This window comes from Nocardioides sp. LML1-1-1.1 (assembly GCF_040676175.1).
In the GTDB taxonomy this organism is placed as follows: domain Bacteria; phylum Actinomycetota; class Actinomycetes; order Propionibacteriales; family Nocardioidaceae; genus Nocardioides.
Window position 1 is genome coordinate 1,266,810 of record NZ_JBEGHK010000001.1, and the last position, 23,240, is coordinate 1,290,049.

A 23,240-nucleotide genomic window follows, 5' to 3' on the forward strand; every position below is an offset into this window, starting at 1 on the left:
ATGGCCCCGCACCTTCGCAAGCAGCTCGTCGTCGTCGGCCACGGGATGGTCGGGCACCGCTTCGTGCAGGCCGCGATCGAGCGCGGTCTCACCGAGACCCACGACATCGTGGTGCTCGGCGAGGAGCCCCGGCCGGCGTACGACCGGGTGGCGCTGACGTCCTACTTCGAGGTGGGCGCGCAGGCGCTCTCCTTCCTCCCCGAGGGCCGGTACGACGACCCGCGGGTCACCCTTCGCCTCGACGCCCAGGTCGTGGCCATGGACGCGGCCGAGCAGACCGTGACCCTCGCCGGCGGCGACACCCTCGCCTACGACGAGCTGGTCCTCGCCACCGGCGCCGCGCCCTTCGTGCCGCCGGTGCCGGGCAAGGACCTCGACAACGTCTTCGTCTACCGCACCATCGAGGACCTGGAGGCGATCCGCGCGGCGTCGCAGGGAGCGCGGGCCGGCGCGGTCATCGGCGGCGGCCTGCTCGGGCTGGAGGCGGCGAACGCGCTGCACCAGCTCGGCGTGCCGACGCACGTGGTGGAGATGGCGCCCCGGCTGATGGCGGTGCAGGTCGACGACGTGGGCGGCGCGACGCTGAAGCGGCACATCGAGGACCTCGGCCTCACCGTCCACACCGGTGTGATGACCGAGCTGATCGACGGCGACGCGGACGGTCGGGTCAGCGCGATCAAGTTCAAGGACGAGGAGCCGCTGCCGCTCGACATCGTGATCTTCTCGGCAGGCATCCGCCCCCGCGACGCGATCGCGCGGGCCGCCGGCCTCGACGTCGCCGAGCGCGGCGGCGTCCTGGTCGACGAGCAGTGCCGCAGCTCCGACCCGCACGTGTGGGCGATCGGGGAGTGCGCGGCGCCGGGTGGACGGATGTACGGCCTGGTCGCGCCGGGCTACACCATGGCCGAGGTCGTCGTGGACACCCTGCTCGGTGGCGCGGCCGGCGCCTTCACCGGCGCCGACATGTCGACCAAGCTCAAGCTGCTCGGCGTCGACGTGGCCTCCTTCGGCGACGCCTTCGCGACCACGGAGGACTGCCTGGAGCTGGTCTTCTCCGATGCCGTGGCCGGCGTCTACAAGAAGCTCGTGGTCAAGGAGAACGCCGCCGGCGGCGTCGAGCTGCTGGGCGGCATCCTGGTGGGCGACGCCTCGGCGTACGGCGTGCTGCGCCCGCTCGTGGGCAGCGGCATGGTGCTGCCGGACAACCCCGAGGAGCTGATCCTGCCGGCGGGACGGGTCTCGACGGGCTCGACCACCGACCTCCTGCCCGACGAGGCGCAGGTCTGCTCCTGCAACAACGTGACCAAGGCCGAGATCGTCGCCGCGGTCTCCGAGGGCGGCGGCTGCGACAGCCCCGCGTGCGTCACGAAGTGCACCCAGGCGGGTGCCACCTGCGGCTCCTGCAAGGTCGTGGTGAAGAAGATCGTCGAGGACCACTTCGCCGCCACCGGCAAGAGCGTCGACAAGTCGCTGTGCGAGCACTTCCGGATGACCCGGCAGGAGCTCTTCGAGGTGGTCGCGGTGCACGGCTACAACCGCTTCGACGACATCGTCGCCGGGCACGGCACCGGCCGGGGCTGCGACATCTGCAAGCCCACCGTGGCCTCGATCCTCGCCAGCCTGCTCAACCACCACGTCCTCGACGGCTCCAACGCGACGCTGCAGGACACCAACGACGCCTACCTCGCCAACCTGCAGAAGAACGGCACCTACTCGGTCGTCCCGCGCATCCCCGGCGGCGAGATCACCCCCGACAAGCTGATCGTGATCGGCGAGGTGGCCCGCGACTACGGGCTCTACACGAAGATCACCGGCGGCCAGCGGATCGACCTGTTCGGTGCCCGGATGGAGGACCTGCCGGCGATCTGGAAGCGTCTCGTCGACGCCGGCATGGAGTCCGGCCACGCCTACGGGAAGTCCCTGCGCACGGTGAAGTCCTGCGTCGGCTCGACCTGGTGCCGGTACGGCGTGCAGGACTCCGTCGGCATGGCGATCGAGCTCGAGCTGCGCTACCGCGGGCTGCGCTCGCCCCACAAGCTCAAGGGCGGCGTGTCCGGCTGTGCCCGCGAGTGCGCTGAGGCGCGCGGCAAGGACTTCGGGATCATCGCCACCGAGAAGGGCTGGAACCTCTACGTCGGTGGCAACGGCGGCGCGATCCCCGCGCACGCCCAGCTCCTGGCCGGTGACCTGTCACGGGAGCAGCTCATCCGCTACCTCGACCGGTTCCTCATGTACTACGTCCGCACCGCCGACCGGCTGCAGCGGACGTCGTACTGGATGGAGGAGATCGGCGGCCTGGAGCGGGTCCGCGAGGTCGTCGTCGACGACAGCCTCGGCCTGGGCACGGAGCTGGAGGCCTCGATGGCGGCGCACGTCGACTCCTACTTCGACGAGTGGAAGGCCACCATCGAGGACCCGGAGAAGCTCGCGCGCTTCGTCTCCTTCGTCAACGCCCCCGGCACGCCGGACCCGAACATCGCCTTCCGCGAGGAGCGCGGCCAGGTCCAGGCCGCCAACAACGACGGGCCGGTCTCGCTCGGCTCCACGATCCCGGTCGGAGGCCCGCGATGAACCCCACGGAGCACGCGATCGACACCGTCGTGTGCCGTCTGGACCAGGTCCGCCGCGAGTCCGGCGTCCTCGCGCTCGTCGACGGCGAGGCGGTCGCCGTCTTCCGCACCTACGACGACCGGGTGTTCGCGCTGTCGAACTTCGATCCCTTCGGTCGTGCCTCGGTGCTGTCCCGCGGCATCGTGGGCACGCTCGGCGAGGACGCGGTCCCGTTCGTGGCGAGCCCGCTGCTCAAGCAGCGCTTCGACCTGCGCACGGGGGTCTGCCTCGACGACCCGGCGGTGGCCGTGCCGACGTACGACGTCCGCGTGGTCGACGGCGTTGTGGTGGTCGGGGCTCGGCGCGAGACACTGGACCCGTGAGCGACCTGCCCCTGTCCGGCTTCAGGATCGGGGTCACCGCCGCCCGGCGGGCCGAGGAGCAGGTGAACCTGCTGGAGCGGCGCGGGGCCGAGGTGATCCACGCCCCTGCGCTGTCCGTCGACCCCAACCGGATCGACGAGGCCGGCTTGCGCGCCGCGACCGAGGAGGTGCTGGCCCAACCGGTCGACATCTTCGTGGCGACGACCGGGATCGGCCTGAAGTCCTGGTTCGCCGCGGCCGAGCGGTGGGGCCTGCTCGACGACCTGCTCGCCCACCTGGGGCAGGCGGAGATCCTCGCCCGCGGGCCCAAGAGCGTCGGCGCGCTGCGCCGGGCCGGGCTGCGCGAGCTGTGGGCACCGGAGTCCGAGGCCTTCGACGACGTGCTCGTGCACCTGCGCGGGCGTGACCTGGAGGGCCGGCGGATCGTCGTCCAGGAGCACGGCCAGTCGCTGTCGATGGCGGCCCACGCGTTGCGGCGGCTGGGTGCGGACGTCACCACGGTCGCGGTCTACCGGGTCGAGGGCGCTGCCGACCCCGAACCGATGTTCCGCCTGATCGAGCAGGTCGCCGGGCGCCGGGTGCACGCGGTCACCTTCACCGCCGCGCCGGCGATCGCCGCGATGATGGAGGCCGCCACCTCGACCGGCCACCGCGACGAGGTCGTCACGGCCTTCCAGGCCGACGTGGTCGCCGCCTGCGTCGGGCCGGTCACCGCGGCCGCCTTCGAGATGTGGGGCGTGCCGTCGATCTACCCCGAGCGCTCCCGGCTGGCGGCGATGGTCAAGCAGCTCGAGACCGAGCTGCCCTCGCGCGCGGCCGGCACCACCTTGGAGGTCGCCGGCCACACCCTCCTGCTGCACGGCGACGACGTGCTCCTCGACGGCGTCGAGGTGAAGCTCTCGCCCGCGCCGTACGCCGTCCTCCAGGCACTGCTCGTCAACCCCGGCACCGTCGTGTCCCGCCGCGACCTGCTGACCGCGCTGCCCTCGGGGACCGCCGGCTCCGAGCACGCCGTGGAGATGGCGGTCGCCCGGCTGCGGGCCGCGCTCGGCACCCGCTGCGTGCAGACCGTGGTGAAACGGGGCTACCGCCTGGCGGTCTCGGCATGAGGCTGCTCACCGTCGCCCACGGCACCCGTACGACGGCCGGCAACCTCGTCGCGGCCGAGATCACCGCCCTCGCGGGGGAGCGGCTGGGCTGGCCGGCCGCGACGTCGTACGTCGAGCTCTGCGCGCCGCTGCTCACCGATGCGGCCGCTGCGGTCACGGAGCCGACGGTCGTCGTCCCGATGCTGCTCTCGACCGGCTACCACCTGCGCCAGGACCTGCCGCGCGCGGTCGCCGCCGCCCCGCCGGGCCTCGTCCGGCTGGGCTCCTCGCTCGGCCCCAGCCCGCTGCTCGCCGCTGCTCAGGTCGAGCGCCTCCGCGCCGCTGGCGCCACCCCCGGCCAGGCGGTCGTGATGGTCGCCGCCGGCTCCTCCGACCCGCTCGCCACGGCCGACCTGGAGGGTGCCGCGACGCTGCTCGCCCGGGCGTGGGGCGGACCGGTCCGTCTCGCCACCCTCTCCGGGCGGGGCGAGCGGCTCGCCCGGGTCGTGCGCGCGGGGGACGCCGTGTCGACGTACCTGATGGCGACGGGGCACTTCCACCGCACCGCCCGCCACGACGCGCTCGCCGCCGGCGCCTCGGTCGTGGCCGACGTGCTCGGGCCACACCCGCTCGTCGTGGACCTGGTGGTCGCGCGGGCGCGGGCGCTGGCCTCGTCCCTGGCCCTGGCCTGACCTAGGCTCGACGCATGAGCGAGAGCTGGGAAGGCGTCGTCCTGAAGAAGTCGCGCGGTCTCTACGACGGCGCCAACCTCTACCGCCGGCTGAAGGTGCGCACCTCCGCGGGCACCGTCGTCAAGGCGCGCGTGGACCGCGCGCTGTGGGACGCGGTGAGCGTCGGGGACGCCGTGCGGCGCGACGCCGACGGCACCATCACGAAGGACTAGGGGGCTCGGCCGCCGGGAGCCGGCTCCGCGCGGTCGGCATCTCCTTGTAACTCGGTGTTCGGGCATCCACCACAGACTCGTGACCGGTCAGGAGTCCGTGGTAGATGCCCGAACACCGAGTTACGAAGGGTCGCCCCCGCGCGCCTCAGTCGACCGCGACCGACCCCACGAACCGGGCGAGCGCGGCCAGCTCGGGGATCTCGCCCGCCTCGTCGAGCGTGGTGCGCAGCACCTCGTCGTGCAGCGGGCGCGCCTTCTTCAGCAGCGCCCGGCCGGCGGGCGTGAGCTCGGTGTAGATCCCGCGCCGGTCGTCGGCGCAGAGGATCCGGGTGAGCAGCCCGCGGTTCTCCAGCCGGGTGACCAGCCGGGTCGTCGCGGACGCGGAGAGCGCGGCGGCGCGGGCCAGCTGCTGCATCCGCATGTGCCAGCCGTCCTGGCGGCTGAGGGCGTCGAGGACGGTGTACTCCACGACCGACAGGCCGTGCTCACGCTGCAGCGCCTTCTCCAGCGCGCCCTCGATCAGCCCGTGCACGGCGGCCAGCGTGCGCCAGCCCTGCGCGCGCACCTCCACGGCGTCGTCGGCGATACCCATGGCGCCCACTCTACCCGAGTTGCGCAGATAGTCCGCGCGTGCAACTATCGATAGTGCGCGTGTGCAACTAATGCAGACGCTGACTATCTACTGACGCACTCAGGAGAACCATGCCTGTCGCCCTGCTCGCCCTCGCCATCGGCGGCTTCGGGATCGGACTGACCGAGTTCGTGATCATGGGCCTGCTGCCCGAGGTCGCGGACGACTTCGCCGTCACCGAGACCACCGCCGGCTACCTCATCTCCGGCTACGCGCTCAGCGTCGCGGTCGGCGCCGTCGTGCTGACCCTCGCCCTCACCCGGGTGCCCCGCAAGACCGCCCTGCTCGGGCTGATGGTGCTCTTCGTCGCCGGCAACCTGATCTCGGCCCTCGCCCCGTCGTACGGCGTGATGATGACCGGGCGCGTGGTCGCCGCACTGTGCCACGGCGCCTTCTTCGGCATCGGGGCGGTCGTCGCCGCCCAGCTGGTCGGCCCGGAGCGCAAGGCCAGCGCCATCGCGTTCATGTTCGGCGGGCTCACCCTGGCCAACGTGCTCGGCGTGCCGCTCGGGACGCTGCTCGGCCAGGCGGCGGGCTGGCGCTCGACGTTCTGGGCGATCACCGTGATCGGCGTGCTGGCCCTCGCCGGCATCGCCGCCCTGGTCCCCGCCCACACCGGCCGGGGTGGGGCCGCGAGCAGCGTGCGCACCGAGCTCGCGGCCTTCCGCAGCCCGCAGGTGTGGTTCTCGGTCGCGATCACCGTCCTCGGCTACGGCGGCATGTTCGGCGGGTTCACCTACATCGCCTTCACCCTCACCGAGGTCAGCGGCTTCGCCTCCGGCGCCGTGCCCGCGCTGCTGGTGCTCTTCGGCGTCGGCCTCTTCGCCGGCAACCTCCTCGGCGGCCGCGCCGCCGATCGCGACCTGGTCCGCACCCTGCAGGTCGCCCTCGCGGCGCTGACCGTCGTGCTCGCCACCTTCGCGCTCGTCGCGGGCAGCCAGGTGCTCACCGTCGTGATGCTGGTGCTCATGGGCGCGGTCGGCTTCGGCACGGTGCCGGGCCTGCAGATGCGGGTGATGGCGTACGCCGACCGGGCGCCCACGCTGGCCTCCGGCGCCAACATCGCGGCGTTCAACGTCGGCAACGCGCTGGGCGCGTGGGTCGGCGGGCTCACCCTCGCGGCCGGGCTCGGCTACACCTCGCCGCTGTGGGCCGGAGCGGGCGTGACCGCACTGGGCCTGGTGGTCCTCCTGGTCGCGGTGCGGGCGCCCGGCGGCGAGCGCCGTCCGGCCGCCTCGGGCGTCGAGGGGTGGGGAGAACCCCACCTCCGGGTCGGGGCCTGACCTCCTCGCGGGCGCCGCCCGCTGCGACGAGCGTGGAGCCATGACCACCACGACTCTCGGGCCCACCCGACGCAGCGAGCGAGCGCTCGCTCCTGACCTGATCCGCGGCGCGATGCTGCTCTTCATCGCCCTCGCCAACGCCGGCAACTGCGCCTTCGCGGGCCAGCCCGGCCTCGACCCCGACCCGCACGGCCTCGCCCGCGTGCTGAACTTCGGGCTGTCCCTGCTCGTCGACAGCCGGGCCTACCCCGTCTTCGCGATCATGTTCGGCTACGGCCTGGTCCAGATCGCCCGCCGCCAGGAGGCCGCCGGTGGCGATGCCCGGCGGGTGCTCGTACGCCGCAACGCGTGGCTGGTCGGCTTCGGACTCGTGCACGCGACCCTGCTCTACTTCGGGGACTTCCTCGGTGCCTACGGCCTGATCGGCCTGGCGGCGACCTTCCTGCTGGTGCGCCGCTCGGACCGTTTCCACCGGGCCGTGCTGTGGGTGTGGGGGCTCCAGTCGCTCTACCTCGTGGTGCTTCCCGTCCTCGCCCTCACCCACGACTGGTCCGGCGGCGCCGGGCTGGTCAATTCCCCGAACCCCTCGCTCGCCGCGGACTCCTACCGCGCCTCGATCGGCGACCGGCTCGCCGAGTGGCCGGCGCACACGCTCTCCGTGCTCCCCGCCGTCTTCATCGTGTGGCTCGGCATCTGGGCGGCCCGGCGCGGGATCCTGGAGAACGTCGACCAGCACCGCACCCTGCTCGTCCGCACCGCCGTCATCGGTCTCGGCATCGCGGTCCTCGGCGGCCTGCCCTACGCCCTCGTCGCCGCGGGCGTGCTGCACCCGGCCGCGGGCACCGTCGACATCCTCTCCCTGCTCCACGACGTCAGCGGTGAGTACGCCGGACCGGGCTACATCGCCGCGATCGCACTCCTCGGGGCCCGGCTCTCCCGGACCGGCCGGGTCGGTGCCGTGGCCGCCCTCGGCCAGCGCTCGCTGTCGGGCTACCTGTTCCAGTCGGTGTGCTGGCTGGTGCTGTTCACCCCCTTCGCGCTGGACCTCGGCGGCCACACCGTCGTGGCGGTGCTCGCCGCGATCGGTGTCTGGCTCGCCTCCGTGGCCCTCGCGGCCGCGCTCCAGCGCCGCGGCCACCCGGGCCCGGCCGAGAAGGTCCTGCGCCGGCTCACCTACGGCCGGCGCTGAGGCCCTCCGCGCCGAGGCTCTCCGGGGTGTGCAGCCGGACCAGGAACCGCCGGGCGTGCGCGGGAGCGCGGGACGCGGTGGCCAGCGACACCAGCACCATCACCGCGAACGCCAGCGGCACGCTCCACGCCGCGGGCTGGGCCAGCAGCGCACCGGCCCAGCCCGCGGCGTCGACGCCTGCCAGGTTCAGCACCGCCGCTCCGCCGGCGCCCAGGCCGCCGGCCGCGAGCCCGGCGAGCGCCCCGGCGTCGGTCAGCCCGCGCCACCAGATCCCCAGCACCAGCAGGGGGCAGAAGGTCGAGGCGGCGACCGCGAAGGCCAGGCCGACGGACTGGGCGACGCCCACCTCGCCGACGACCAGCGCCACCAGCAGCGGTACGACGACCGCGACGGCCGCCGCGAGCCGGAAGGCGGTCGCCACCGAGCCGGGCTCGCGCGCCGTCACCAGCCGGCTCGTCACGTCCTGGGTGAGCACCCCGGAGACCGCGACGACCAGGCCGGACGCGGTGGACAGGAAGGCTGCGAAGGCGCCGGCCGTGACGAGACCGGTCAGCAGCTCCCCGCCCACCCCGTCGACCATGAGCCGCGGGAGCTCCAGCACCAGCACGTCGGCGTGACCCTCACGGACCAGCCGGTCGCCGTACACGCGGCCGAGGGCGGCGTAGACCGGCGGCCAGACGTAGAAGAGCCCGAGCAGCGCGAGCACCGCCAGCGTCGTACGGCGTGCGCCGCGGCCGTCGGGGTTGGTGTAGAACCGCACGACCACGTGCGGCAGGCCCATCGTGCCGAGGAAGAGCGCGATGATCAGCGAGTACGTCGAGTAGAGCCCGATCCCGCCACCGCCCGCGACCGGGTCGGACCAGCCGCCGCCGACGCCCTGTCCGGCGGGCCGGCCCTCGCCCCACCAGACCACGACCAGGACCATCGCGGGGAAGAGGATCGCGGTGAGCTTGAGCCAGTACTGGAAGGCCTGCACGAAGGTGATCGAGCGCATCCCGCCGGACATCACGTTGACGAGGACGACCAGCCCGACGATGACCGGACCGACCCACACCGGCGCGCCGATCGCGGACTCCAGGGTGATGCCGGCGCCCTTGAACTGGGGGACGAGGTAGAGCCAGCCCACGCCGACGACCAGCAGCGAGCAGGCCGAGCGCACCCAGCGTGAGGCGAGCCGGGCCTCGGCGAAGTCCGGCAGCGTGTAGGCGCCGGAACGGCGCAGGGGAGCGGCGACGAGGACCAGCAGGACCAGGTAGCCCGCGGTCCAGCCGACGGGGTACCAGAGCATGTCCGCGCCGCCGACGAGCAGCAGGCCGGCGACCCCCAGGAAGGACGCGGCGGAGAGGTACTCCCCGCCGATCGCCGAGGCGTTGAGCCGCGGCCGCACGGTGCGCGAGGCGACGAAGAAGTCGCTCGTCGTCCGCGAGAAGCGCAGGCCCCACGTGCCGATGGCGACCGTGGCGATGGTGACCGCGAGGACCGCCACCAGGCCGGGGACCGCGTCCGTGCTCACTCCGAGCCCTCCGCCCGGCCCTCGACCAGGTCGGCGAAGTCCCGCTCGTTGCGCTCCACGCGGCGCACGTAGCGCCAGCCCAGCAGGACGAGGCAGGGATAGACGACGACGCCGAGCAGCAGCCAGGCCAGCGGTACGCCGAGCACGTCCACCGCCGCCAGCCCCGGCCAGAGGTGGAAGGCCAGTGGCAGCGCGCCCAGGGTGACCGCGAGCGCGACCAGCACCGCGAGCGCCAGCCCGAGCTGCTCGCGCAGCAGCGAGCGCAGGTAGACGTCGCCGAGCGCGGTCTGCTCGTGCACGTCGCCCAGCCGGCTGGCCGGCCGGCCCGCGGCGTCGTGCCGAGGGGGACCGGTGACCCGGACCCGCTCGGTCACCGCGGCCGCCTCACTGCTGCCCTCTCACGGTGCCCTCTCACTGCGGGGCCCGGGCCCGGCGGACCAGCACGTCGCGCAGCGCGCGGGTGTGCCGGCGGCTGACGGGCAGCTCGGTCCCGCCGACGACGACCGACGTACGGCCGGCCTCGGTGCGGACCTCCGTCACGTGCGCCAGCGCGACCAGCAGCGAGCGGTGGATGCGGTGGAAGCCCGCGGGTGCCCACTCCTCCTCGAGCGTGGTGAGCGGGACCCGCACCAGGTAGGCCTCGCCGGCGGTCGTGTGCAGCCGGGCGTAGTCGCCCTGCGCCTCGACGTGGGTGATGTCGCCGCGGTCGACGAACCGGGTGACACCACCCCGCTCGACCGCCACCTGGGCGTCCGGCGCGGGGGCGGGCGGAGCGTTGGCGGCCAGCACCCGTCGGACGGCCTCGGCGAGACGCTCGGGCCGCACCGGCTTGAGGACGTAGTCCACCGCGTGCAGGTCGAAGGCCTCGACGGCGTGCTGCTCGTGCGCCGTCACGAAGACCACCGGCGGCGGCTGCTTGAAGCGGCCCAGCACCTCGGCCAGCTCCAGCCCGCTCAGGCCGGGCATCTGGATGTCGAGGAAGACGCAGTCGACCTCGCGCTCACGCAGCAGGCGCAGGCTGTCGGTCGCCGACTGGCAGGCAACCACCTCGCCGACCCGGTCGTCGGCCTCCAGCAGGTAGGTCAGCTCGTCGAGCGCCGGCCGCTCGTCGTCGACGACCAGCACGCGCAGCCGCGGCGGGTCGAGCTTGTCGGGACCCGTCACACCGTCACCCCCGGCGCGAACTTCGGGACGCGGACGACGACCTTCGTCCCCGCACCCGGCGCCGTCTCCACGACGAGACCGTAGTCGTCACCGAAGGTCGCGCGCAGCCGTGCGTCCACGTTGCCGAGGCCGACCGAGTCGAGCGCGGTGTCGCCGGCGAGCGCCCGTCGTACCTTGTCGGGGTCCTCGCCGACGCCGTTGTCCTCCACCTCGATCACCGCCTCGTGCCCGCGGTCGTGGGCGTTGATCGTCAGCAGGCCGGTCTGGTCCGCGCTCTCGAGGCCGTGGCGCACGGCGTTCTCGACGAGCGGCTGGACGCACAAGAACGGTACGACGACCGGCAGCACCTCCGGAGCGACGTTGAGCGTGACCTGCAGCCGGTCGCCGAAGCGCGCCTGCTCCAGCAGGAGGTAGCGCTCGATGGAGTTCAGCTCCTCGGCGAGCGTCGTGTACTCGCCGTGGCGGCGGAAGGAGTAGCGGGTGAAGTCGGCGAACTCCAGCAGCAGCTCGCGCGCCCGGTCGGGGTCGGTGCGCACGAAGCTCGCGATCGCGTTCAGCGAGTTGTAGACGAAGTGCGGGCTGATCTGGGCCCGCAGTGCACGCACCTCGGCCTCGATCATCCGGTTGCGGTGGGCGTCCAGCTCGGCCAGCTCCAGCTGTCCCGAGACCCACTCGGCGACCTCCTCGGTCGCGCGCACCAGGCCGGCGGTCGGGGTCGGCGAGAACGCCTGCACCGTCCCCAGCACGCGGCCCTCTACCACGAGCGGGCTCACCACGCCGGTGCGCACCGGGCAGCCGCCGACCGTGCAACCGAGCTGGTCGCGGTCCACCGTGCGGGTGCTGCCCTTGTCGATGGCGAGCAGGCCGACGACGGCCGCCTGGTCGACGTGGTGGCCGCCGATCCCGTCCCAGGCCAGCACCGACTCGGTGTCGGTGATCGCCAGCGCCGGCGTGCCGAGCAGCGTGCGCAGGTGGCGGATCGCCCGCTCCGCGCTGGTGGTCGTCAGTCCCTCACGCAGGGCCGGCGCCGCGAGCGAGGCCTGGTGCAGCGCGCGGAAGGCAGCGCGGTCGGCATCGCTGCCGAGGTTGCCCCGTCGCCACCGTCGTCCGCCCGCCATGGCCCCATCCTGGCGGTCGGGGTCAGCGGAAGTCGATCAGCAGCATGCCGGTGTCGTCGTCGGCCGGCGGCTCGACGGCGGGCGGGACGTTGCTCGCGGTGCTCGCTCCGATCGGGACGGTGTCCTCGCCGACCGGCTCCTCCTGGCCGTCGCCCGTCGCGACGACGGCGGGCTCGGGACGCGCGGTCCTGGGCTGGATGCCGACGACCGCCCGGAAGCACTCGGTGACGTAGGGCAGCTGCATGCCGTCCATGCCGCGGCCGAAGTCGTCGTAGAACGCCAGCACCTCGCGCAGCCGCGACTCCTGCGCGGTGCGCTCCAGCACGGCGACCTCCGGCAGCGAGCGGACCAGGTCCTGCACCGAGTCGCGGTTGATGACCTGCCACTGCTTGAAGGAGGCGTCGTCGGCCGGGCCGAAGTACGGCGAGGCCTCGATCGCGTCGTGCAGCCCGGCGCCCGCGGTGTGGTGACCGATGATGTTGCCGAGCCGCTTGACCCACGGGATCCGCTCGTCGCGCAGGTTGGCGATGATCGCGAAGGTGCCGCCGCGCTTGAGCACCCGCGCGATCTCCGGCAGCGCCTTCTCGGCGTCGAAGTGCTCGAACGCCTCGCCCGCCACGACCAGGTCGTAGGTCGCGTCCGCCGCCGGGATCTCCTCGGCCGAGGTCTGCGAGACGCGCTGCTCCGGCAGCCGCAGGCCGAGCCGGTCGAGCATCCGCGGGTCCGGGTCGGTCGCGTGCACGTCGTGGCCCAGCGCGACCAGGTGCTCGGTCAGCTTGCCCGTCCCGGCGCCCAGCTCGAGCACTGTCAGCGGCTGCTCGCCCGTCAACCACGCCACGGCCTCGCGCGGGTAGCCGGGGCGGCCGCGGTCGTAGGCCTCGGCCACGGCGCCGAACGAGAGCGCGGCCGGGGTCGGGGTGGTGTCGTCGGTAGCCATCAGGGCGAGGGTACGGCGGCGGGCGGGCTCGATCGCGGAGGCACGCCTGCGTCCGCTCCGGCTCAGCGGGCAGGCAGCACGTCGGTGTGCGTGAAGTCGTCGCCCTTGAAGAGCAAGGGCTCGCCGCTGGTGGCCGAGAGCGCGTAGGCGAAGCAGTCGCCGAAGTTGAGCCGGGCGGGTGACCCGGATCCGCGGCCGTAGCGGCGAAAGGCGATGCGGGCCGCGCGGGCGTGGGACTCGGTGACGGGCTCGATGACGATGCGTGCGGTCGCGACCAGCCGGTCCAGGCGGTCGCCCCGGTCACCCCGGTCACCCTCGGCGACCATGGCGGCCTCGACCCAGTTCGCGGCCGATATCCGGGCTGGTTGGTCCACGATCAGCTGTGCGAACTCGTCCCGTTCGGGCTCGTCGCGCAAGATGGCGATCAGCGCGGAGGTGTCGACGATCATCAGACCGGCAATCCGGTGGCGGGGTCGTAGAGGTCGTCCTCGTCGCGGACCCGGTCCGCTCCCTCGGCCTCGGGGAGCTCGTGCCACTCCAGTGCGATCGTCCGGATCACGTCGACGCGTTGCCGCTTGTCCTCCTCGGCAGGGTCGAGCCCGTAGAACGCGAGGAGTCGCTCCAGCGCTTCCTCGATCGCGCTCGTCTGGCTCTTCCCGGTGATCCGGGCTGCCTGGCGGGCAAGTGCGTGCACCCGCTCGTTCTTGATGTTCAGGCTCATGACGACCTCCACATCGGAGTCTACCTTTCCACCCTTGACCTCTTCTACCTTTCTACCCTCCTAGGCTTCCTCCCGTGAGCACCGATCCCCATGCCTGGCTGGTCTCCCTGGAGGGCGTGCCGTCCGGCTTCACCGCCGCCCGCGACGGCATCGACGTGCTGCTCCGCGACCGCGGCCTGCGTCGTACCGGTCCGGAGCTGACGGGCGAGTCGCTGCTCCGCGGCGCGCACGCCAGCGCCGTGCTGGAGGGGTCGGGCTCGTCGTTGGAGGAGATCCGCTCCGGTGGGGGTGACGAGATCGCCGCCGACGCGGTGCGCGTCTCGACCGAGCTGCTGTCGCTGGTGCCGGTGCTCCGGCGCCAGCCGCTGCAGGCCTTCGCGCGCCTGCACACCCTCGCCGCCCGCGGCGCCCTGCCCGACGAGCTGCTCGGCCGGCCGCGGGACGGCGAGGCGGCCTCGAAGCTGCGCGGGATCGCCGAGCTCGCCACCGCCCGGACCTCGGCGCCTGCGCTGGCGGTCGCGGCCGTCGTGCACGCCGAGCTGGTGACCGCCGCGCCCTTCGGCTCCCACAACGGCATCGTGGCCCGGGCGGCGGAGCGGCTGCTGCTCGCGGTCAAGGGCGTGGACGAGAAGTCGCTCGTCGTACCGGAGGCGGCGCACCTGGCGCTGCGGCCGCAGTACGAGTCCAACCTCCGCGGCTGGGCCACCGGCGGCCAGGCGGGCATGCACGCGTGGCTGATCTACGCCACCGAGGCGTACGCCGCCGCGGCCGAGGCCAGCCCGCTCAACGGCTGAAGCACCCGGACATGCAGGTGGCACCCGAGCCTTGGATCGTCTCGGGTGCCACCGCTGACACGTGAACCATGGCTACCAGGCGTGCACACTCAACTGCTGCCCCGGAAGTGTTCCGGTGGGCCAGCGCCCTGTTAGGAAGGGTGGATCGCCGCGTGGGTACCGGGATCACGTGTTGCTCTTGAGTTCTTGATGTCCTTTGTACGCCGACCTGGGTCCACCTTCAAGGCTTGTCTTTCGGCCCGATCCGGGGAACGCTGGGCGGTTGGGACGGGAGCTCAGGCGGGGCGGCGCTTGGCGCCGATCCACACCGCGGCACCGACCGCCACGACCCCGCCGACCGCCAGCGCGGCGAGCGTCGGCTTCGGCGGCGGCAGGTGCAGCCGAGACTGCAGCTCGACCGGCCGGTTGAAGACCAGCACGGGCCAGCCACGGGTCGCCGCGGCCTTGCGCAGCTCCCGGTCCGGGTTGACCGCGTGGGGGAAGCCGACCGCCTCCAGCATCGGTACGTCGGTCACCGAGTCCGAGTAGGCATAGCTGTTCGCGAGGTCGTAGCCCTCGCTCTCCGCGAGCTGCCGGATCGCGTTCGCCTTCTCCTCGGCGTAGGCGTAGTACTCGATCTCCCCGGTGTAGCGGCCGTCCTCGGCCTTCAGCCGGGTCGCGACGACGCGGTCCGCGCCGAGCATGCGGCCGATCGGCTCGACCACCTCGCTGCCGGAGGTGGAGACGATGACGACGTCCCGGCCCGCGGCGTGGTGCTCGTCGATGAGGCGGACCGCCTCGTCGTACACGAGCGGGTCGACGATGTTGTGCAGCGTGTCGGCGACGATCTCGCGCACGGTCGCGACGTCCCAGCCGGCGCACAGCTGCGACATGAACTGGCGCATCTTCTCGACCTGGTCGTGGTCGGCGCCACCGACCATGAAGACGAACTGGGCGTACGCCGAGCGCAGCACCGCCCGGCGCGAGATGAGGCCGCCGGCCTGGAACGGCTTGCTGAACGCGAGCACGCTCGACTTGGCGATGATCGTCTTGTCGAGGTCGAAGAACGCCGCGGTCGGCGCCGTACCCGGTCGGGCCATGGGCTCATCGTAGGTGTCACCCGTTGCGAAAACGTCCATCTCCCCTCCACAGGGGCGTTTCCGGTGCGGTCCCTCCACAGGGGGCCGAGGCGGGAGCGTGGTCGCGTCGGGGGTGGGCGAGAAGGTCGGCATGTCCCGAGATCCGATCCCCGCCCGCCGGCCCGTCGCCGGCCCGGCGGACGTCCCTGTCCTGGTGGTGACCGCCGATGACGACCTGCTCGCAGCCCTGCTGCCGCTCGCCGCCGCGGCCGACGTCGCCCCCACCATCGCCCGCGACCCGTTGACCGCGCTGCGGTCCTGGTCGGTGGCGCCGGTCGTCCTCGTCGGCGCCGACCTGGCCGAGGAGATGGTGCGCCTCGTGCCCGAGCCACGCGCCCGCTGCTTCGTCGTCATCGGCGAGCGTGCCCCGCACGAGCTGTTCCGGACCGCGCTGCGCCTGGGCGCCGAGCAGGTCGTCGAGCTGCCGGGCTCGGAGGCCTGGCTGGTCGAGCTGCTCGCCGACCTCACCGAGCGACAGCCCGGCCGTGCCCGCGTGATCGGCGTGATCGGCGGCAGCGGTGGTGCCGGCGCCACCACGTTCGCCTGCGCGCTGGGCCAGTGGGCGGCGCGCTCGGGCGACGCCGTGGTGATCGATTGCGATCCGCAGGGCCCGGGCCTGGACCGGATGCTCGGCGTCGAGCGCCGCGACGGCTTCCGCTGGGACGCGCTGTGCCAGACCACGGGCCGGCTCTCCGCCCGGGCGTTGCGCGAGGCGCTGCCGCGCAGCGGCGCCCTCGGCGTGCTGTCCTGGTACGTCGACGGCCGGGTCGCCTCGCTGCAGGCCTTCGCCGCCCGGGAGGCGCTGTCGGCCGCCCGCCGCGGTCACGCCGTCGTCGTGGTCGACCTCCCGCGCTCGCCCGACGCGCTGGTCGACGAGCTCGCCGCGCGCTGCGACCTGCTGCTGGTGGTGACCGTGGCGAGCGTCGTCGGCGTGGCCGGCGCGGCCCGGATGGGGGCGCGATTCGCCGGGCACCCGGACGTCGCGGTGGTGCTGCGCGGTGAGGCACTCGCTCCGGAGGACGTACGCCGTGCCGCCCGCCTGCCGGTCCTGGTGCAGATGCGCGACCAGCGCGGGCTCGCGGAGGCCGTCGACCTCGGGCTCGGTCCGCTGCGCAGTGCCCGGGGACCGCTCGCGCGCGCCGCAGCGCAGGTCCTGGGCGAGCCCGGCGGGCCCGGCGCGGACGCGCAGGTCGTCGTATGAGTCCCGCCGACCCGACGCTCGCGGCCCTCGTCGAGGAGGTCCGGCGCCGGCTCGCGGCCGAGCCCGGCGCGCTCACCCCGCACCGGGTCGCCGACGCGCTGCGGGCCGCCGGCCGGCCGGTCGGCGACGCGACGGTGCTCGCGGTCTACGAGGGCCTGCGTCGCGAGGTCGTCGGGGCCGGTCCGCTCCAGCCGCTGCTGACGCTCGCCGGCGTGACCGACGTGCTCGTCAACGGTCCGGGCCCGGTGCGGATCGACCGCGGCCAGGGCCTGGAGGAGTCCGCCGTGGCGCTCGGCACCGAGGAGGAGTGCCGTCGCCTCGCCCAGCGTCTCGTCGCCAGCGGCGGGCGCCGGCTCGACGACGCCGCGCCCTGGGCCGACGTCCGGCTGCCCGACGGGACCCGCTGCCACGCGGTGCTGGCGCCGATCGCCCAGCCCGGGACCGCCATCTCGCTCCGGGTGCCGCGCCGCGGCGGGTTCTCGCTTCCCGAGCTGCGTGCCGCCGGCGCTCTGACCGATGCGGGCCACGAGCTGCTCGTGCGGATCGTCGCCGCCCGGCGGGCCTTCCTGGTCTCCGGCGGCACCGGCTCCGGCAAGACCACGCTGCTGGCCGCGCTCCTCGGCGTCGTCGACCCGGCCGAGCGGATCGTCGTCGTGGAGGACGCCGCCGAGCTGCGCCCCGGCCATCCCCAGGTGGTCGGCCTGGAGGCCCGGCCCGCCAACCTCGAAGGAGCCGGCGCCGTCGTGCTCCGCGACCTGGTCCGCCAGGCGCTGCGGATGCGTCCCGACCGGCTCGTCGTCGGAGAGGTCCGGGACGCCGCGGTCGTCGACCTGCTCGCTGCCCTCAACACCGGCCACGAGGGCGGGTGCGGCACCCTGCACGCGAACTCCGCGGCCGACGTACCGGCCCGGGTGGAGGCGCTCGCCCTCACCGCCGGCCTGGGCCGCGCCGCCGCGCACAGCCAGCTCGCGTCCGCGATCGACCTCGTCCTGCACGTCGTCCGCGACCGCGGTTCCGGGCGGCGTCGGCTCGGCGAGATCGCCGTCCTGGCGCGGGACCCGGACGGCTGGGCGCGCACCGAGACCGCGGCCTCCTTCGCCACTGACGGCCGGCTCGTCGAGGGTCCCGGCAGCAGCCGGTTGCTCGCCCTGCTCGACCAGGTGGCGTCGTGAGCGCCCTGCTCGCCGGCGTGGCGCTCGCGCTCGCCGTCGCGCTCCTGCTCCCCGTGCCCGCCCGCCTGCCGCGCCCGGCCGGGCGACGCCGGCCCCTGCTGCTGCTCGCGCCGCCGGTGGCGCTGCTCGTCGCCGGCTCGCCGCGGCTGGCCGTCCTGGGCCTCGTCGGGCTGGGCCTCGCCGGAGGTGCCCACCGCATGCTCCGCCGCACCCGGGCGGCCCGGCGGGCCGCCGTCCACCGCACCCGCGTCGTCGAGCTGTGCGACGCGGTCCAGGCCGAGCTCGCGGCCGGCCAGAGCGCCGAGCAGGCCCTGGGCCGCGCCGCCGACGACTGGCCGTTCGTCGGTCCCGCCGCCCGGGCCGCCGCCACCGGAGGTGACGTGACCGCCGCCCTCCGCGAGCTGGCCGCGGTCCCCGGGGCCGGCTCGCTGCGGGTCGTCGCGGCCGCGTGGCTGGTCGCGCACCGCACCGGCCACGGTCTCGCCGACGCCCTCGGCCGGGTCGCCGACGACCTGCGCGCTGCCGAGCAGACACACCGGGTCGTCGTCGGTGAGCTCGCCTCGGCCCGCGCCACCGCGCGCCTCCTCGCCGCGCTGCCGGTCGTCGCCCTCGCCCTGGGCGCGGGCGCCGGCGCCTCGCCGTGGGCGTTCCTGCTCGGCTCGACCGCCGGACTGGCCTGCCTGGTCGCCGGTCTCGCCCTCGGGTACGCCGGGCTCGCCTGGGTCGACGCCCTCGCCGCCGACGTCGACCGGGACGCGTGATGCTCGCCGTCGCCGTCCTGCTCGCGGCCGCCGCGGTGTCCCTCCTGCTCCCGCCCGTGCCGCGCTCCGCCGAGCCGCGGCCGGTCGCCCCCGTGCCCGGCCCCGCCTCCGGGGAGAGCCTGCTCCGCCGCGGACGCTGGACCTGGGCGGTGCTCGCGGGTTCCGGCGCGGCCGCGCTGCTCGGCGGTCCGCTCGCCGTCCCGGCCGGCCTCCTGACCGGGGGCGTGGTCGGTGTCGTCGCGGGACGGCTCGAGCCGGCCGTCGTACGACGTCGCCGGGAGCAGGTACGACGCGACCTGCCCCACGTCGTCACCCTCCTCGCCGCCGCGCTCCGCTCCGGAGCCGCCCCCGCCGAGGCGGTCGAGCTCGTGTGCCGGGCGCTGCCCGGAGCGGCCTCCGACCGGCTGGTCCCGGTCGCCGCCCGGCTCCGGCTCGGCGGCGACCCGCAGGCGATCTGGGCCGCGCTCGGGGACGACCCCGAGCTCGCCTCCCTCGGGCGCACCCTCGCCCGCGCCCAGCGCACCGGTGCGCCGATCGTGGCGGCGGTCGAGCGTCTCGGCACCGAGCTGGCCCGCCGCGCCCGTGCCGAGGTGGAGGACCGGGCCCGCGCCGTCGGGGTGCGCGCCGCCGTACCGCTCGGCCTCTGCCTGCTGCCCTCCTTCCTTGTGCTCGGCATCGTCCCGCTCGCCGTGTCGCTGGCCGCCACCATCACCCACTAGCCCCGCCTCTCCCAGGACCGGCCACCGAGCCGCCCTTCCCCTGTGGATCGCCGCGCTCTCTCCACAGGCCGCTCCCGCCCAGCCGCCTCTCTTCACCTTCTCCGCCCACGCTGACCCCTCCACCGGCCGCACCCCGCGGCCGCCACCGAAGGGAGATCCCATGTTCCGCTCGACCGTTCGCCGGGCCGGGCCCGACGAGCGCGGCGTCACCACCGCCGAGTACGCCGTCGCCACGGCTGCCGGCGCCGGCTTCGCCGGACTGCTCTACAAGCTGCTCAGCGGCGGTTTCGGCACCCAGCTCATCAAGACGCTGTTCAACCACGTGCTCAGCCTCCTGGGGCTGCGATGAGCAGGCGGGCTGCCGCTCCTCTCGCTCCGCCCCGCCCGGCCCCTCCGCCCGATCCACCGCGTCCGGGGCGCCCCCGTCCCGCGCGCCCCACACGGCCCCGGCTCCGCGCCGGGCGTCCCGACGCCCGCGGTGCCGTCACGGCCGAGCTCGCCGTCGGTCTGCCGCTCCTGCTCGCCGTGACCGCCGGACTCACCTGGTTGATCGCCGTCGCCATCAACCAGACGCGCACCGTCGACGCTGCCCGCGAGACAGCGCGGGCCCTGGCCCGCGGCGACGACCAGGTCGCGGCGGTGGCGGCGGGCGAGCGGGTCGCGCCCGACGGCGTCCGCATCTCGGTCACCCGGTCCGGCCGTGAGGTCCACGTCCGAGCCACCGGCCGCATGGCCGGGCCCGGTGGACTTCTCGCCGCCCTCCCCGGAGCGGAGCTCGACGCCGAGGCCGTGGCGCTCGCCGAGGAGGGCGCCACGGACCGGCCGGCCGCGGGCGCGGGGTCGGGAGCCGGCCCGTGATCGGCCGGTGGCTGCGGCCCCGCCGGTCCGCCGCCGATCGGGGCGCCGCGACCGTGCTCGTCGTCGCCATGACGGGCCTGCTCCTGCTCGTCGGCTCCGCCGGGGGAGTGGTCGGCGCGATCGTCGTCGCCCACCGCACCGCTCAGGCTGCGGCCGACCTCGCGGCCCTCGCCGGAGCCGCGGCAGCGGTCGAGCCTGCCGGCCGCGACCCCTGCCGGGCGGCCGGCGAGATCGCCGCCGCCAACGGCGCCGCGCTCGTCCGGTGCTCGGTCGACGACGACGACGTGCGGGTCGAGGTGTCCGTGCCCGGACCGCGCTGGCTCGGGCAGGACCAGGACCTGTCCGCCGAAGCCCGTGCTGGACCCGCGGAGGCGGACGTCGCGCCCTGAGCCGCCCGCGGCGAGGGCGGCGGGCTCAGCGCGTCAGTTGTCGTCGTCGCGGGACAGGTCGTCCCGGCGTCGCTCGAGCTCGACCTCGTCCAGCTTCTCCGACAGCTCCGTGAGCCGCTTCTGCTCCTTGCGGCGCTTCCAGCCCTGCTTGGCACCGGCCTTCATCATCCAGAGGCCGAGCGCGATGAGCAGGGTGGAGATGGCGCCCCAGAGGACGAGCGTGCCGGGGGAGACGTCCCAGTTCAGGATCTCCGTCGAGCGGTGCTTGTAGTCGACGCTCGCCCCGAAGAAGCTGGCGATCAGTGCGATGACGCCGAGGAGCAGGACGACCAGTCCGAGGAGCAGCATGTCGGCAGGTTAGGCCATCGGAGCGTCCGGCGCTCCCGCAAGCAGCACGTCGAGCAGTGCGACCGCACCGCGTTTGTCGAGCGGGTCGTTGCCGTTGCCGCACTTCGGGGACTGGATGCAGGAGGGGCAACCGGTCGCGCACTCGCACGCGGCGATGGTGGCGCGGGTGGCACGCAGCCACGCCGCCGCCGTCCGGTAGCCCCGCTCGGCGAAGCCCGCCCCGCCCGGGTGGCCGTCGTGCACGAACACGGTGAGCACGCCGGTGTCGGGGTGACGCGCGGTCGACACGCCGCCGATGTCCCAGCGGTCGCACGTCGCGAACAGGGGCAGCAGTCCGATCGAGCAGTGCTCGGCCGCGTGCGCCGCGCCCGGCAGGTCGCTCACCTCGAGCCCGGCGGAGTCGAGCATGGTCGCGAGCACCGCGTCCGGCACGGTCCACCAGACGGCGGTGGTGGCCAGGGTCCGCGGGGGCAGGTCGAGCGGCGTCTCGTCGATGACCTCGCCGGTGCGGGCCCGGCGGCGCAGGTACGACGTCACCTGGCTCGTCACCTCGACCTGCCCCAGCGAGACCCGGCACGGTCCCCAGTCGACGTGCTCGGCCTCGGCGACGATCGCGATGTCGGTGACGTCGCGTGCCGAGGTGGTGTGGTCGACGTCGGCGCGGTGGAGGGTCGCGACGTGCTGGTCGAGGTCGAGCTCGTCGACCAGCCAGGTCTCGCCGCGGTGGAGGTAGACCGCGCCGGTGTGCGCCGTCCCGTGGGCCCGGCCGCCGTCGACGGTGCCGACCACGCGGCCGGTGCCGGCCTCGACGAGCGAGACCTGCTGTCCGCCGGCCGAGCGGATGTCGGCGAGGTCGCAGGCGCGGGATCGGTCGGTCCAGAACCAGCCCGCCGGCCGCCGGCGCAGCATGCCGCGCTCGACCAGGGAGCCGAGCACCTCGCGGGTCCGTGGCCCGAACAGCGCGTGGTCGGCGACGGTGATCGGCAGCTCCTGCGCCGCGGCGCACAGGTGTGGGCCGAGCACGTAGGGGTTGTCGGTGTCGAACACCGTCCCCTCGACCGGCCGGCCGAGCAGCGCCTCCGGGTGGTGCACGAGGTAGGTGTCGAGCGGGTCGTCGCGCGCGACGAACATCCCGAGCGCCCCGCCGCCGTCGCGTCCTGCCCGGCCGACCTGCTGCCAGAACGCCGCCCGGGTGCCGGGATAGCCCGTCACCAGCACGGCGTCGAGCCCGCTCACGTCGATGCCGAGCTCCAGCGCGTTGGTGGCGGCCATCCCGAGCAGCCGTCCGCTGCGCAGCGACTGCTCCAGGGCGCGCCGCTCCTCGGGCAGGTAGCCCCCGCGGTAGGAGTCCACGCGTCCCACCAAGGACGGGTCCACCTCCGCGACGAGCTCGCCGGCGCGCCTAGCGACCGTCTCCACGCCGTGCCGGGAGCGGACGAACGCGAGCGTGCGGACGTCGTCGACCACCAGGTCGGCCAGCAGGTCGGCCGTCTCGGCGGTGGCCGGACGCCGCACGGGTGCGCCGTTCTCCCCGGTGTACGACGTCAGGGGTGGCTCCCACATCGCCACCGCGACCTCGCCGCGCGGTGAGCCGTCGGCGGTCACCGTCGTGACGTCGAGACCGGTCATCCGCCGTGCGGTCAGGTCGGGGTCGGCGACGGTGGCCGAGGCGAGGATGAACGTCGGCGACGCGCCGTAGGAGGCGCACACCCGTCGCAGCCGCCGCACCACCTGGGCGACGTGCGCCCCGAACACCCCGCGGTAGTGGTGGCACTCGTCGATGACGACGTAGCGCAGCGACCGGAAGAACTGGGTCCACCGCTCGTGCCCGGGCAGCAGCGAACGGTGCAGCATGTCGGGGTTGGTGAGCACGTACTCCGCGTGGTCGCGGGTCCACTCCCGCTCCTCCAGCGTGCTGTCTCCGTCGTGCGTGGCGGTCCGGACGTCGAGCCCGAGGGCGCGGATCGCGGCCCACTGGTCGTGCGCGAGCGCCTTGGTCGGGGCGAGGTAGAGCACCGAGGCCCCGCGCTGCCCCCGCGGACCGCGGGCGGCGCGGATCGCCGAGAGCGTGGGCAGCAGGTAGGCCAGCGACTTGCCGGATGCCGTCCCCGTCGCGACGACCACGTGCTCACCACGGTGCGCCGCCTGCGCGACCTCCACCTGGTGCGCCCAGGGCAGCCCCACCCCCCGCGAGCGGTACGACGCGAGCAGGGTCGGGTCCGTCCAGGCCGGCCAGTCGGCGGTGCGCGCCGGGCGTGCCGGCAGCCGTTCGAGATGGGTCATCCGGTCGGCCCGATCGGGCAGGGCGGTGAGTCGTCCCAGGACCGCGGCCGGGTCGCGCCGGGCGGGCGGACCCGGCAGCGTCGGTCGGAGCTCGGCGGTCATGCGTCGATTGTCGC

Annotated in this window: 26 protein-coding genes; 15 read left to right on the top strand and 11 right to left on the bottom strand. The window is 74.4% G+C overall.

Annotated elements, in window-relative coordinates; all coding sequences use genetic code 11:
* Genes nirB through MRBLML1_RS06255 form a run of 5 tightly spaced genes read left to right on the top strand, consistent with a single transcriptional unit; the run spans position 1 to position 4,925 of the window.
* On the top strand, positions 1-2,571 hold the full coding sequence (nirB, locus tag MRBLML1_RS06235) for a nitrite reductase large subunit NirB (RefSeq protein ID WP_364512900.1): 2,571 nt from the start codon (positions 1-3) through the stop codon (positions 2,569-2,571).
* Entirely contained in the window at positions 2,568-2,933 is a 366-nt protein-coding gene (nirD, locus tag MRBLML1_RS06240) for a nitrite reductase small subunit NirD (RefSeq protein WP_364512903.1), read from the top strand. Before nirB ends, nirD begins: the two co-directional genes overlap by 4 nt.
* Positions 2,930-4,042, top strand: a complete 1,113-nt coding sequence (locus MRBLML1_RS06245; protein ID WP_364512906.1) for a uroporphyrinogen-III synthase — start codon at positions 2,930-2,932, stop codon at positions 4,040-4,042. Before nirD ends, MRBLML1_RS06245 begins: the two co-directional genes overlap by 4 nt.
* Positions 4,039-4,713, top strand: coding sequence for a sirohydrochlorin chelatase (locus tag MRBLML1_RS06250; RefSeq protein WP_364512909.1), 675 nt, complete (start codon positions 4,039-4,041; stop codon positions 4,711-4,713). The genes MRBLML1_RS06245 and MRBLML1_RS06250 overlap by 4 nt, the downstream gene beginning before the upstream one ends.
* Before the next feature lie 14 nt (positions 4,714-4,727).
* Entirely contained in the window at positions 4,728-4,925 is a 198-nt protein-coding gene (locus MRBLML1_RS06255; RefSeq protein ID WP_364512911.1) for a DUF7489 domain-containing protein, read from the top strand.
* 145 nt (positions 4,926-5,070) lie between these two features.
* Here the strand turns inward: MRBLML1_RS06255 and MRBLML1_RS06260 are convergent, their stop codons facing one another.
* Positions 5,071-5,517: a MarR family winged helix-turn-helix transcriptional regulator gene (locus tag MRBLML1_RS06260; RefSeq protein WP_364512914.1), complete on the bottom strand. Its 447-nt coding sequence runs from the start codon at positions 5,515-5,517 to the stop codon at positions 5,071-5,073.
* Positions 5,518-5,627: 110 nt separating this feature from the next.
* Between MRBLML1_RS06260 and MRBLML1_RS06265 the strand changes: the two genes are divergently transcribed.
* Both MRBLML1_RS06265 and MRBLML1_RS06270 read left to right on the top strand, forming a co-directional pair.
* Positions 5,628-6,839, top strand: a complete 1,212-nt coding sequence (locus MRBLML1_RS06265) for an MFS transporter (RefSeq protein WP_364512917.1) — start codon at positions 5,628-5,630, stop codon at positions 6,837-6,839.
* Positions 6,840-6,879: 40 nt separating this feature from the next.
* The gene (locus tag MRBLML1_RS06270; RefSeq protein WP_364512920.1) at positions 6,880-8,028 is read left to right on the top strand and encodes a DUF418 domain-containing protein; all 1,149 of its coding nucleotides are present in this window, start codon (positions 6,880-6,882) and stop codon (positions 8,026-8,028) included.
* On the opposite strand, the gene MRBLML1_RS06275 is transcribed toward MRBLML1_RS06270, so the two are convergent.
* The 7 genes from MRBLML1_RS06275 to MRBLML1_RS06305 all read right to left on the bottom strand — a co-directional run bounded on the left by MRBLML1_RS06275 (position 8,009) and on the right by MRBLML1_RS06305 (position 13,481).
* Complete coding sequence (locus MRBLML1_RS06275) at positions 8,009-9,541, bottom strand: cation acetate symporter (RefSeq protein ID WP_364512923.1); 1,533 nt, start codon at positions 9,539-9,541, stop codon at positions 8,009-8,011. The two genes, MRBLML1_RS06270 and MRBLML1_RS06275, sit on opposite strands and share 20 nt — an antisense overlap.
* Positions 9,538-9,915, bottom strand: coding sequence for a hypothetical protein (locus MRBLML1_RS06280; RefSeq protein ID WP_364512926.1), 378 nt, complete (start codon positions 9,913-9,915; stop codon positions 9,538-9,540). Before MRBLML1_RS06280 ends, MRBLML1_RS06275 begins: the two co-directional genes overlap by 4 nt.
* A gap of 37 nt (positions 9,916-9,952) precedes the next feature.
* Positions 9,953-10,705 carry a LytR/AlgR family response regulator transcription factor gene (locus MRBLML1_RS06285; RefSeq protein WP_364512929.1) on the bottom strand — a complete coding sequence of 251 codons (753 nt, stop codon included), beginning with the start codon at positions 10,703-10,705 and terminating at the stop codon, positions 9,953-9,955.
* Positions 10,702-11,823 carry a sensor histidine kinase gene (locus MRBLML1_RS06290; protein WP_364512932.1) on the bottom strand — a complete coding sequence of 374 codons (1,122 nt, stop codon included), beginning with the start codon at positions 11,821-11,823 and terminating at the stop codon, positions 10,702-10,704. The genes MRBLML1_RS06285 and MRBLML1_RS06290 overlap by 4 nt, the downstream gene beginning before the upstream one ends.
* Positions 11,824-11,845: 22 nt before the next feature.
* Positions 11,846-12,760 carry a class I SAM-dependent methyltransferase gene (locus MRBLML1_RS06295; RefSeq protein ID WP_364512934.1) on the bottom strand — a complete coding sequence of 305 codons (915 nt, stop codon included), beginning with the start codon at positions 12,758-12,760 and terminating at the stop codon, positions 11,846-11,848.
* A 62-nt stretch (positions 12,761-12,822) separates the two neighbouring features.
* Positions 12,823-13,209, bottom strand: a complete 387-nt coding sequence (locus MRBLML1_RS06300) for a type II toxin-antitoxin system VapC family toxin (RefSeq protein ID WP_364512937.1) — start codon at positions 13,207-13,209, stop codon at positions 12,823-12,825.
* Complete coding sequence (locus tag MRBLML1_RS06305; RefSeq protein ID WP_364512940.1) at positions 13,209-13,481, bottom strand: type II toxin-antitoxin system VapB family antitoxin; 273 nt, start codon at positions 13,479-13,481, stop codon at positions 13,209-13,211. The genes MRBLML1_RS06300 and MRBLML1_RS06305 overlap by 1 nt, the downstream gene beginning before the upstream one ends.
* A 74-nt stretch (positions 13,482-13,555) precedes the next feature.
* Between MRBLML1_RS06305 and MRBLML1_RS06310 the strand changes: the two genes are divergently transcribed.
* A complete protein-coding gene (locus MRBLML1_RS06310; protein WP_364512942.1) occupies positions 13,556-14,275 on the top strand; it encodes an oxidoreductase in 720 nt (239 codons plus the stop codon).
* A gap of 275 nt (positions 14,276-14,550) precedes the next feature.
* Here MRBLML1_RS06310 and MRBLML1_RS06315 read toward each other — a convergent pair whose 3' ends face one another.
* The gene (locus tag MRBLML1_RS06315; protein ID WP_364512948.1) at positions 14,551-15,354 is read right to left on the bottom strand and encodes an HAD family hydrolase; all 804 of its coding nucleotides are present in this window, start codon (positions 15,352-15,354) and stop codon (positions 14,551-14,553) included.
* A 130-nt stretch (positions 15,355-15,484) separates the two neighbouring features.
* Here MRBLML1_RS06315 and ssd point away from each other — a divergent pair, with 130 nt between their 5' ends.
* The 7 genes from ssd (at position 15,485) to MRBLML1_RS06350 (ending at position 20,493) form a co-directional block, all read left to right on the top strand.
* A complete protein-coding gene (gene ssd / locus MRBLML1_RS06320) occupies positions 15,485-16,594 on the top strand; it encodes a septum site-determining protein Ssd (RefSeq protein ID WP_364512950.1) in 1,110 nt (369 codons plus the stop codon).
* Complete coding sequence (locus MRBLML1_RS06325; protein ID WP_364512953.1) at positions 16,591-17,766, top strand: TadA family conjugal transfer-associated ATPase; 1,176 nt, start codon at positions 16,591-16,593, stop codon at positions 17,764-17,766. The genes ssd and MRBLML1_RS06325 overlap by 4 nt, the downstream gene beginning before the upstream one ends.
* Complete coding sequence (locus tag MRBLML1_RS06330; RefSeq protein WP_364512956.1) at positions 17,763-18,527, top strand: type II secretion system F family protein; 765 nt, start codon at positions 17,763-17,765, stop codon at positions 18,525-18,527. Before MRBLML1_RS06325 ends, MRBLML1_RS06330 begins: the two co-directional genes overlap by 4 nt.
* A complete protein-coding gene (locus tag MRBLML1_RS06335; RefSeq protein ID WP_364513147.1) occupies positions 18,527-19,246 on the top strand; it encodes a type II secretion system F family protein in 720 nt (239 codons plus the stop codon). Before MRBLML1_RS06330 ends, MRBLML1_RS06335 begins: the two co-directional genes overlap by 1 nt.
* 160 nt (positions 19,247-19,406) lie before the next feature.
* Positions 19,407-19,595, top strand: coding sequence for a DUF4244 domain-containing protein (locus MRBLML1_RS06340; RefSeq protein ID WP_364512959.1), 189 nt, complete (start codon positions 19,407-19,409; stop codon positions 19,593-19,595).
* Positions 19,592-20,104 (top strand): TadE family type IV pilus minor pilin, encoded by a 513-nt coding sequence (locus MRBLML1_RS06345; RefSeq protein WP_364512962.1) that lies wholly within the window; start codon positions 19,592-19,594, stop codon positions 20,102-20,104. Before MRBLML1_RS06340 ends, MRBLML1_RS06345 begins: the two co-directional genes overlap by 4 nt.
* Positions 20,101-20,493, top strand: a complete 393-nt coding sequence (locus MRBLML1_RS06350; RefSeq protein WP_364512964.1) for an Rv3654c family TadE-like protein — start codon at positions 20,101-20,103, stop codon at positions 20,491-20,493. The genes MRBLML1_RS06345 and MRBLML1_RS06350 overlap by 4 nt, the downstream gene beginning before the upstream one ends.
* 33 nt (positions 20,494-20,526) lie before the next feature.
* Here MRBLML1_RS06350 and MRBLML1_RS06355 read toward each other — a convergent pair whose 3' ends face one another.
* Both MRBLML1_RS06355 and MRBLML1_RS06360 read right to left on the bottom strand, forming a co-directional pair.
* Positions 20,527-20,841 carry a hypothetical protein gene (locus MRBLML1_RS06355; protein ID WP_364512967.1) on the bottom strand — a complete coding sequence of 105 codons (315 nt, stop codon included), beginning with the start codon at positions 20,839-20,841 and terminating at the stop codon, positions 20,527-20,529.
* A gap of 9 nt (positions 20,842-20,850) precedes the next feature.
* Positions 20,851-23,226, bottom strand: coding sequence for a DEAD/DEAH box helicase (locus tag MRBLML1_RS06360; protein ID WP_364512969.1), 2,376 nt, complete (start codon positions 23,224-23,226; stop codon positions 20,851-20,853).
* Positions 23,227-23,240: the final 14 nt, after the last annotated feature.

Excerpts from the sequence above, each read along its gene's own strand:
- nirB (WP_364512900.1), top strand. The coding sequence starts at position 1 with ATGGCCCCGCACCTTCGCAAGCAGCTCGTCGTCGTCGGCCACGGGATG.
- nirD (WP_364512903.1), top strand. The coding sequence starts at position 2,568 with ATGAACCCCACGGAGCACGCGATCGACACCGTCGTGTGCCGTCTGGAC.
- MRBLML1_RS06250 (WP_364512909.1), top strand. The coding sequence starts at position 4,039 with ATGAGGCTGCTCACCGTCGCCCACGGCACCCGTACGACGGCCGGCAAC.
- MRBLML1_RS06255 (WP_364512911.1), top strand. The coding sequence starts at position 4,728 with ATGAGCGAGAGCTGGGAAGGCGTCGTCCTGAAGAAGTCGCGCGGTCTC.
- MRBLML1_RS06260 (WP_364512914.1), bottom strand. The coding sequence starts at position 5,517 with ATGGGTATCGCCGACGACGCCGTGGAGGTGCGCGCGCAGGGCTGGCGC.
- MRBLML1_RS06265 (WP_364512917.1), top strand. The coding sequence starts at position 5,628 with ATGCCTGTCGCCCTGCTCGCCCTCGCCATCGGCGGCTTCGGGATCGGA.
- MRBLML1_RS06270 (WP_364512920.1), top strand. The coding sequence starts at position 6,880 with ATGACCACCACGACTCTCGGGCCCACCCGACGCAGCGAGCGAGCGCTC.
- MRBLML1_RS06290 (WP_364512932.1), bottom strand. The coding sequence starts at position 11,823 with ATGGCGGGCGGACGACGGTGGCGACGGGGCAACCTCGGCAGCGATGCC.
- MRBLML1_RS06295 (WP_364512934.1), bottom strand. The coding sequence starts at position 12,760 with ATGGCTACCGACGACACCACCCCGACCCCGGCCGCGCTCTCGTTCGGC.
- MRBLML1_RS06300 (WP_364512937.1), bottom strand. The coding sequence starts at position 13,209 with ATGATCGTCGACACCTCCGCGCTGATCGCCATCTTGCGCGACGAGCCC.
- MRBLML1_RS06305 (WP_364512940.1), bottom strand. The coding sequence starts at position 13,481 with ATGAGCCTGAACATCAAGAACGAGCGGGTGCACGCACTTGCCCGCCAG.
- MRBLML1_RS06315 (WP_364512948.1), bottom strand. The coding sequence starts at position 15,354 with ATGGCCCGACCGGGTACGGCGCCGACCGCGGCGTTCTTCGACCTCGAC.
- ssd (WP_364512950.1), top strand. The coding sequence starts at position 15,485 with ATGTCCCGAGATCCGATCCCCGCCCGCCGGCCCGTCGCCGGCCCGGCG.
- MRBLML1_RS06325 (WP_364512953.1), top strand. The coding sequence starts at position 16,591 with ATGAGTCCCGCCGACCCGACGCTCGCGGCCCTCGTCGAGGAGGTCCGG.
- MRBLML1_RS06335 (WP_364513147.1), top strand. The coding sequence starts at position 18,527 with ATGCTCGCCGTCGCCGTCCTGCTCGCGGCCGCCGCGGTGTCCCTCCTG.
- MRBLML1_RS06340 (WP_364512959.1), top strand. The coding sequence starts at position 19,407 with ATGTTCCGCTCGACCGTTCGCCGGGCCGGGCCCGACGAGCGCGGCGTC.
- MRBLML1_RS06345 (WP_364512962.1), top strand. The coding sequence starts at position 19,592 with ATGAGCAGGCGGGCTGCCGCTCCTCTCGCTCCGCCCCGCCCGGCCCCT.
- MRBLML1_RS06355 (WP_364512967.1), bottom strand. The coding sequence starts at position 20,841 with ATGCTGCTCCTCGGACTGGTCGTCCTGCTCCTCGGCGTCATCGCACTG.
- MRBLML1_RS06360 (WP_364512969.1), bottom strand. The coding sequence starts at position 23,226 with ATGACCGCCGAGCTCCGACCGACGCTGCCGGGTCCGCCCGCCCGGCGC.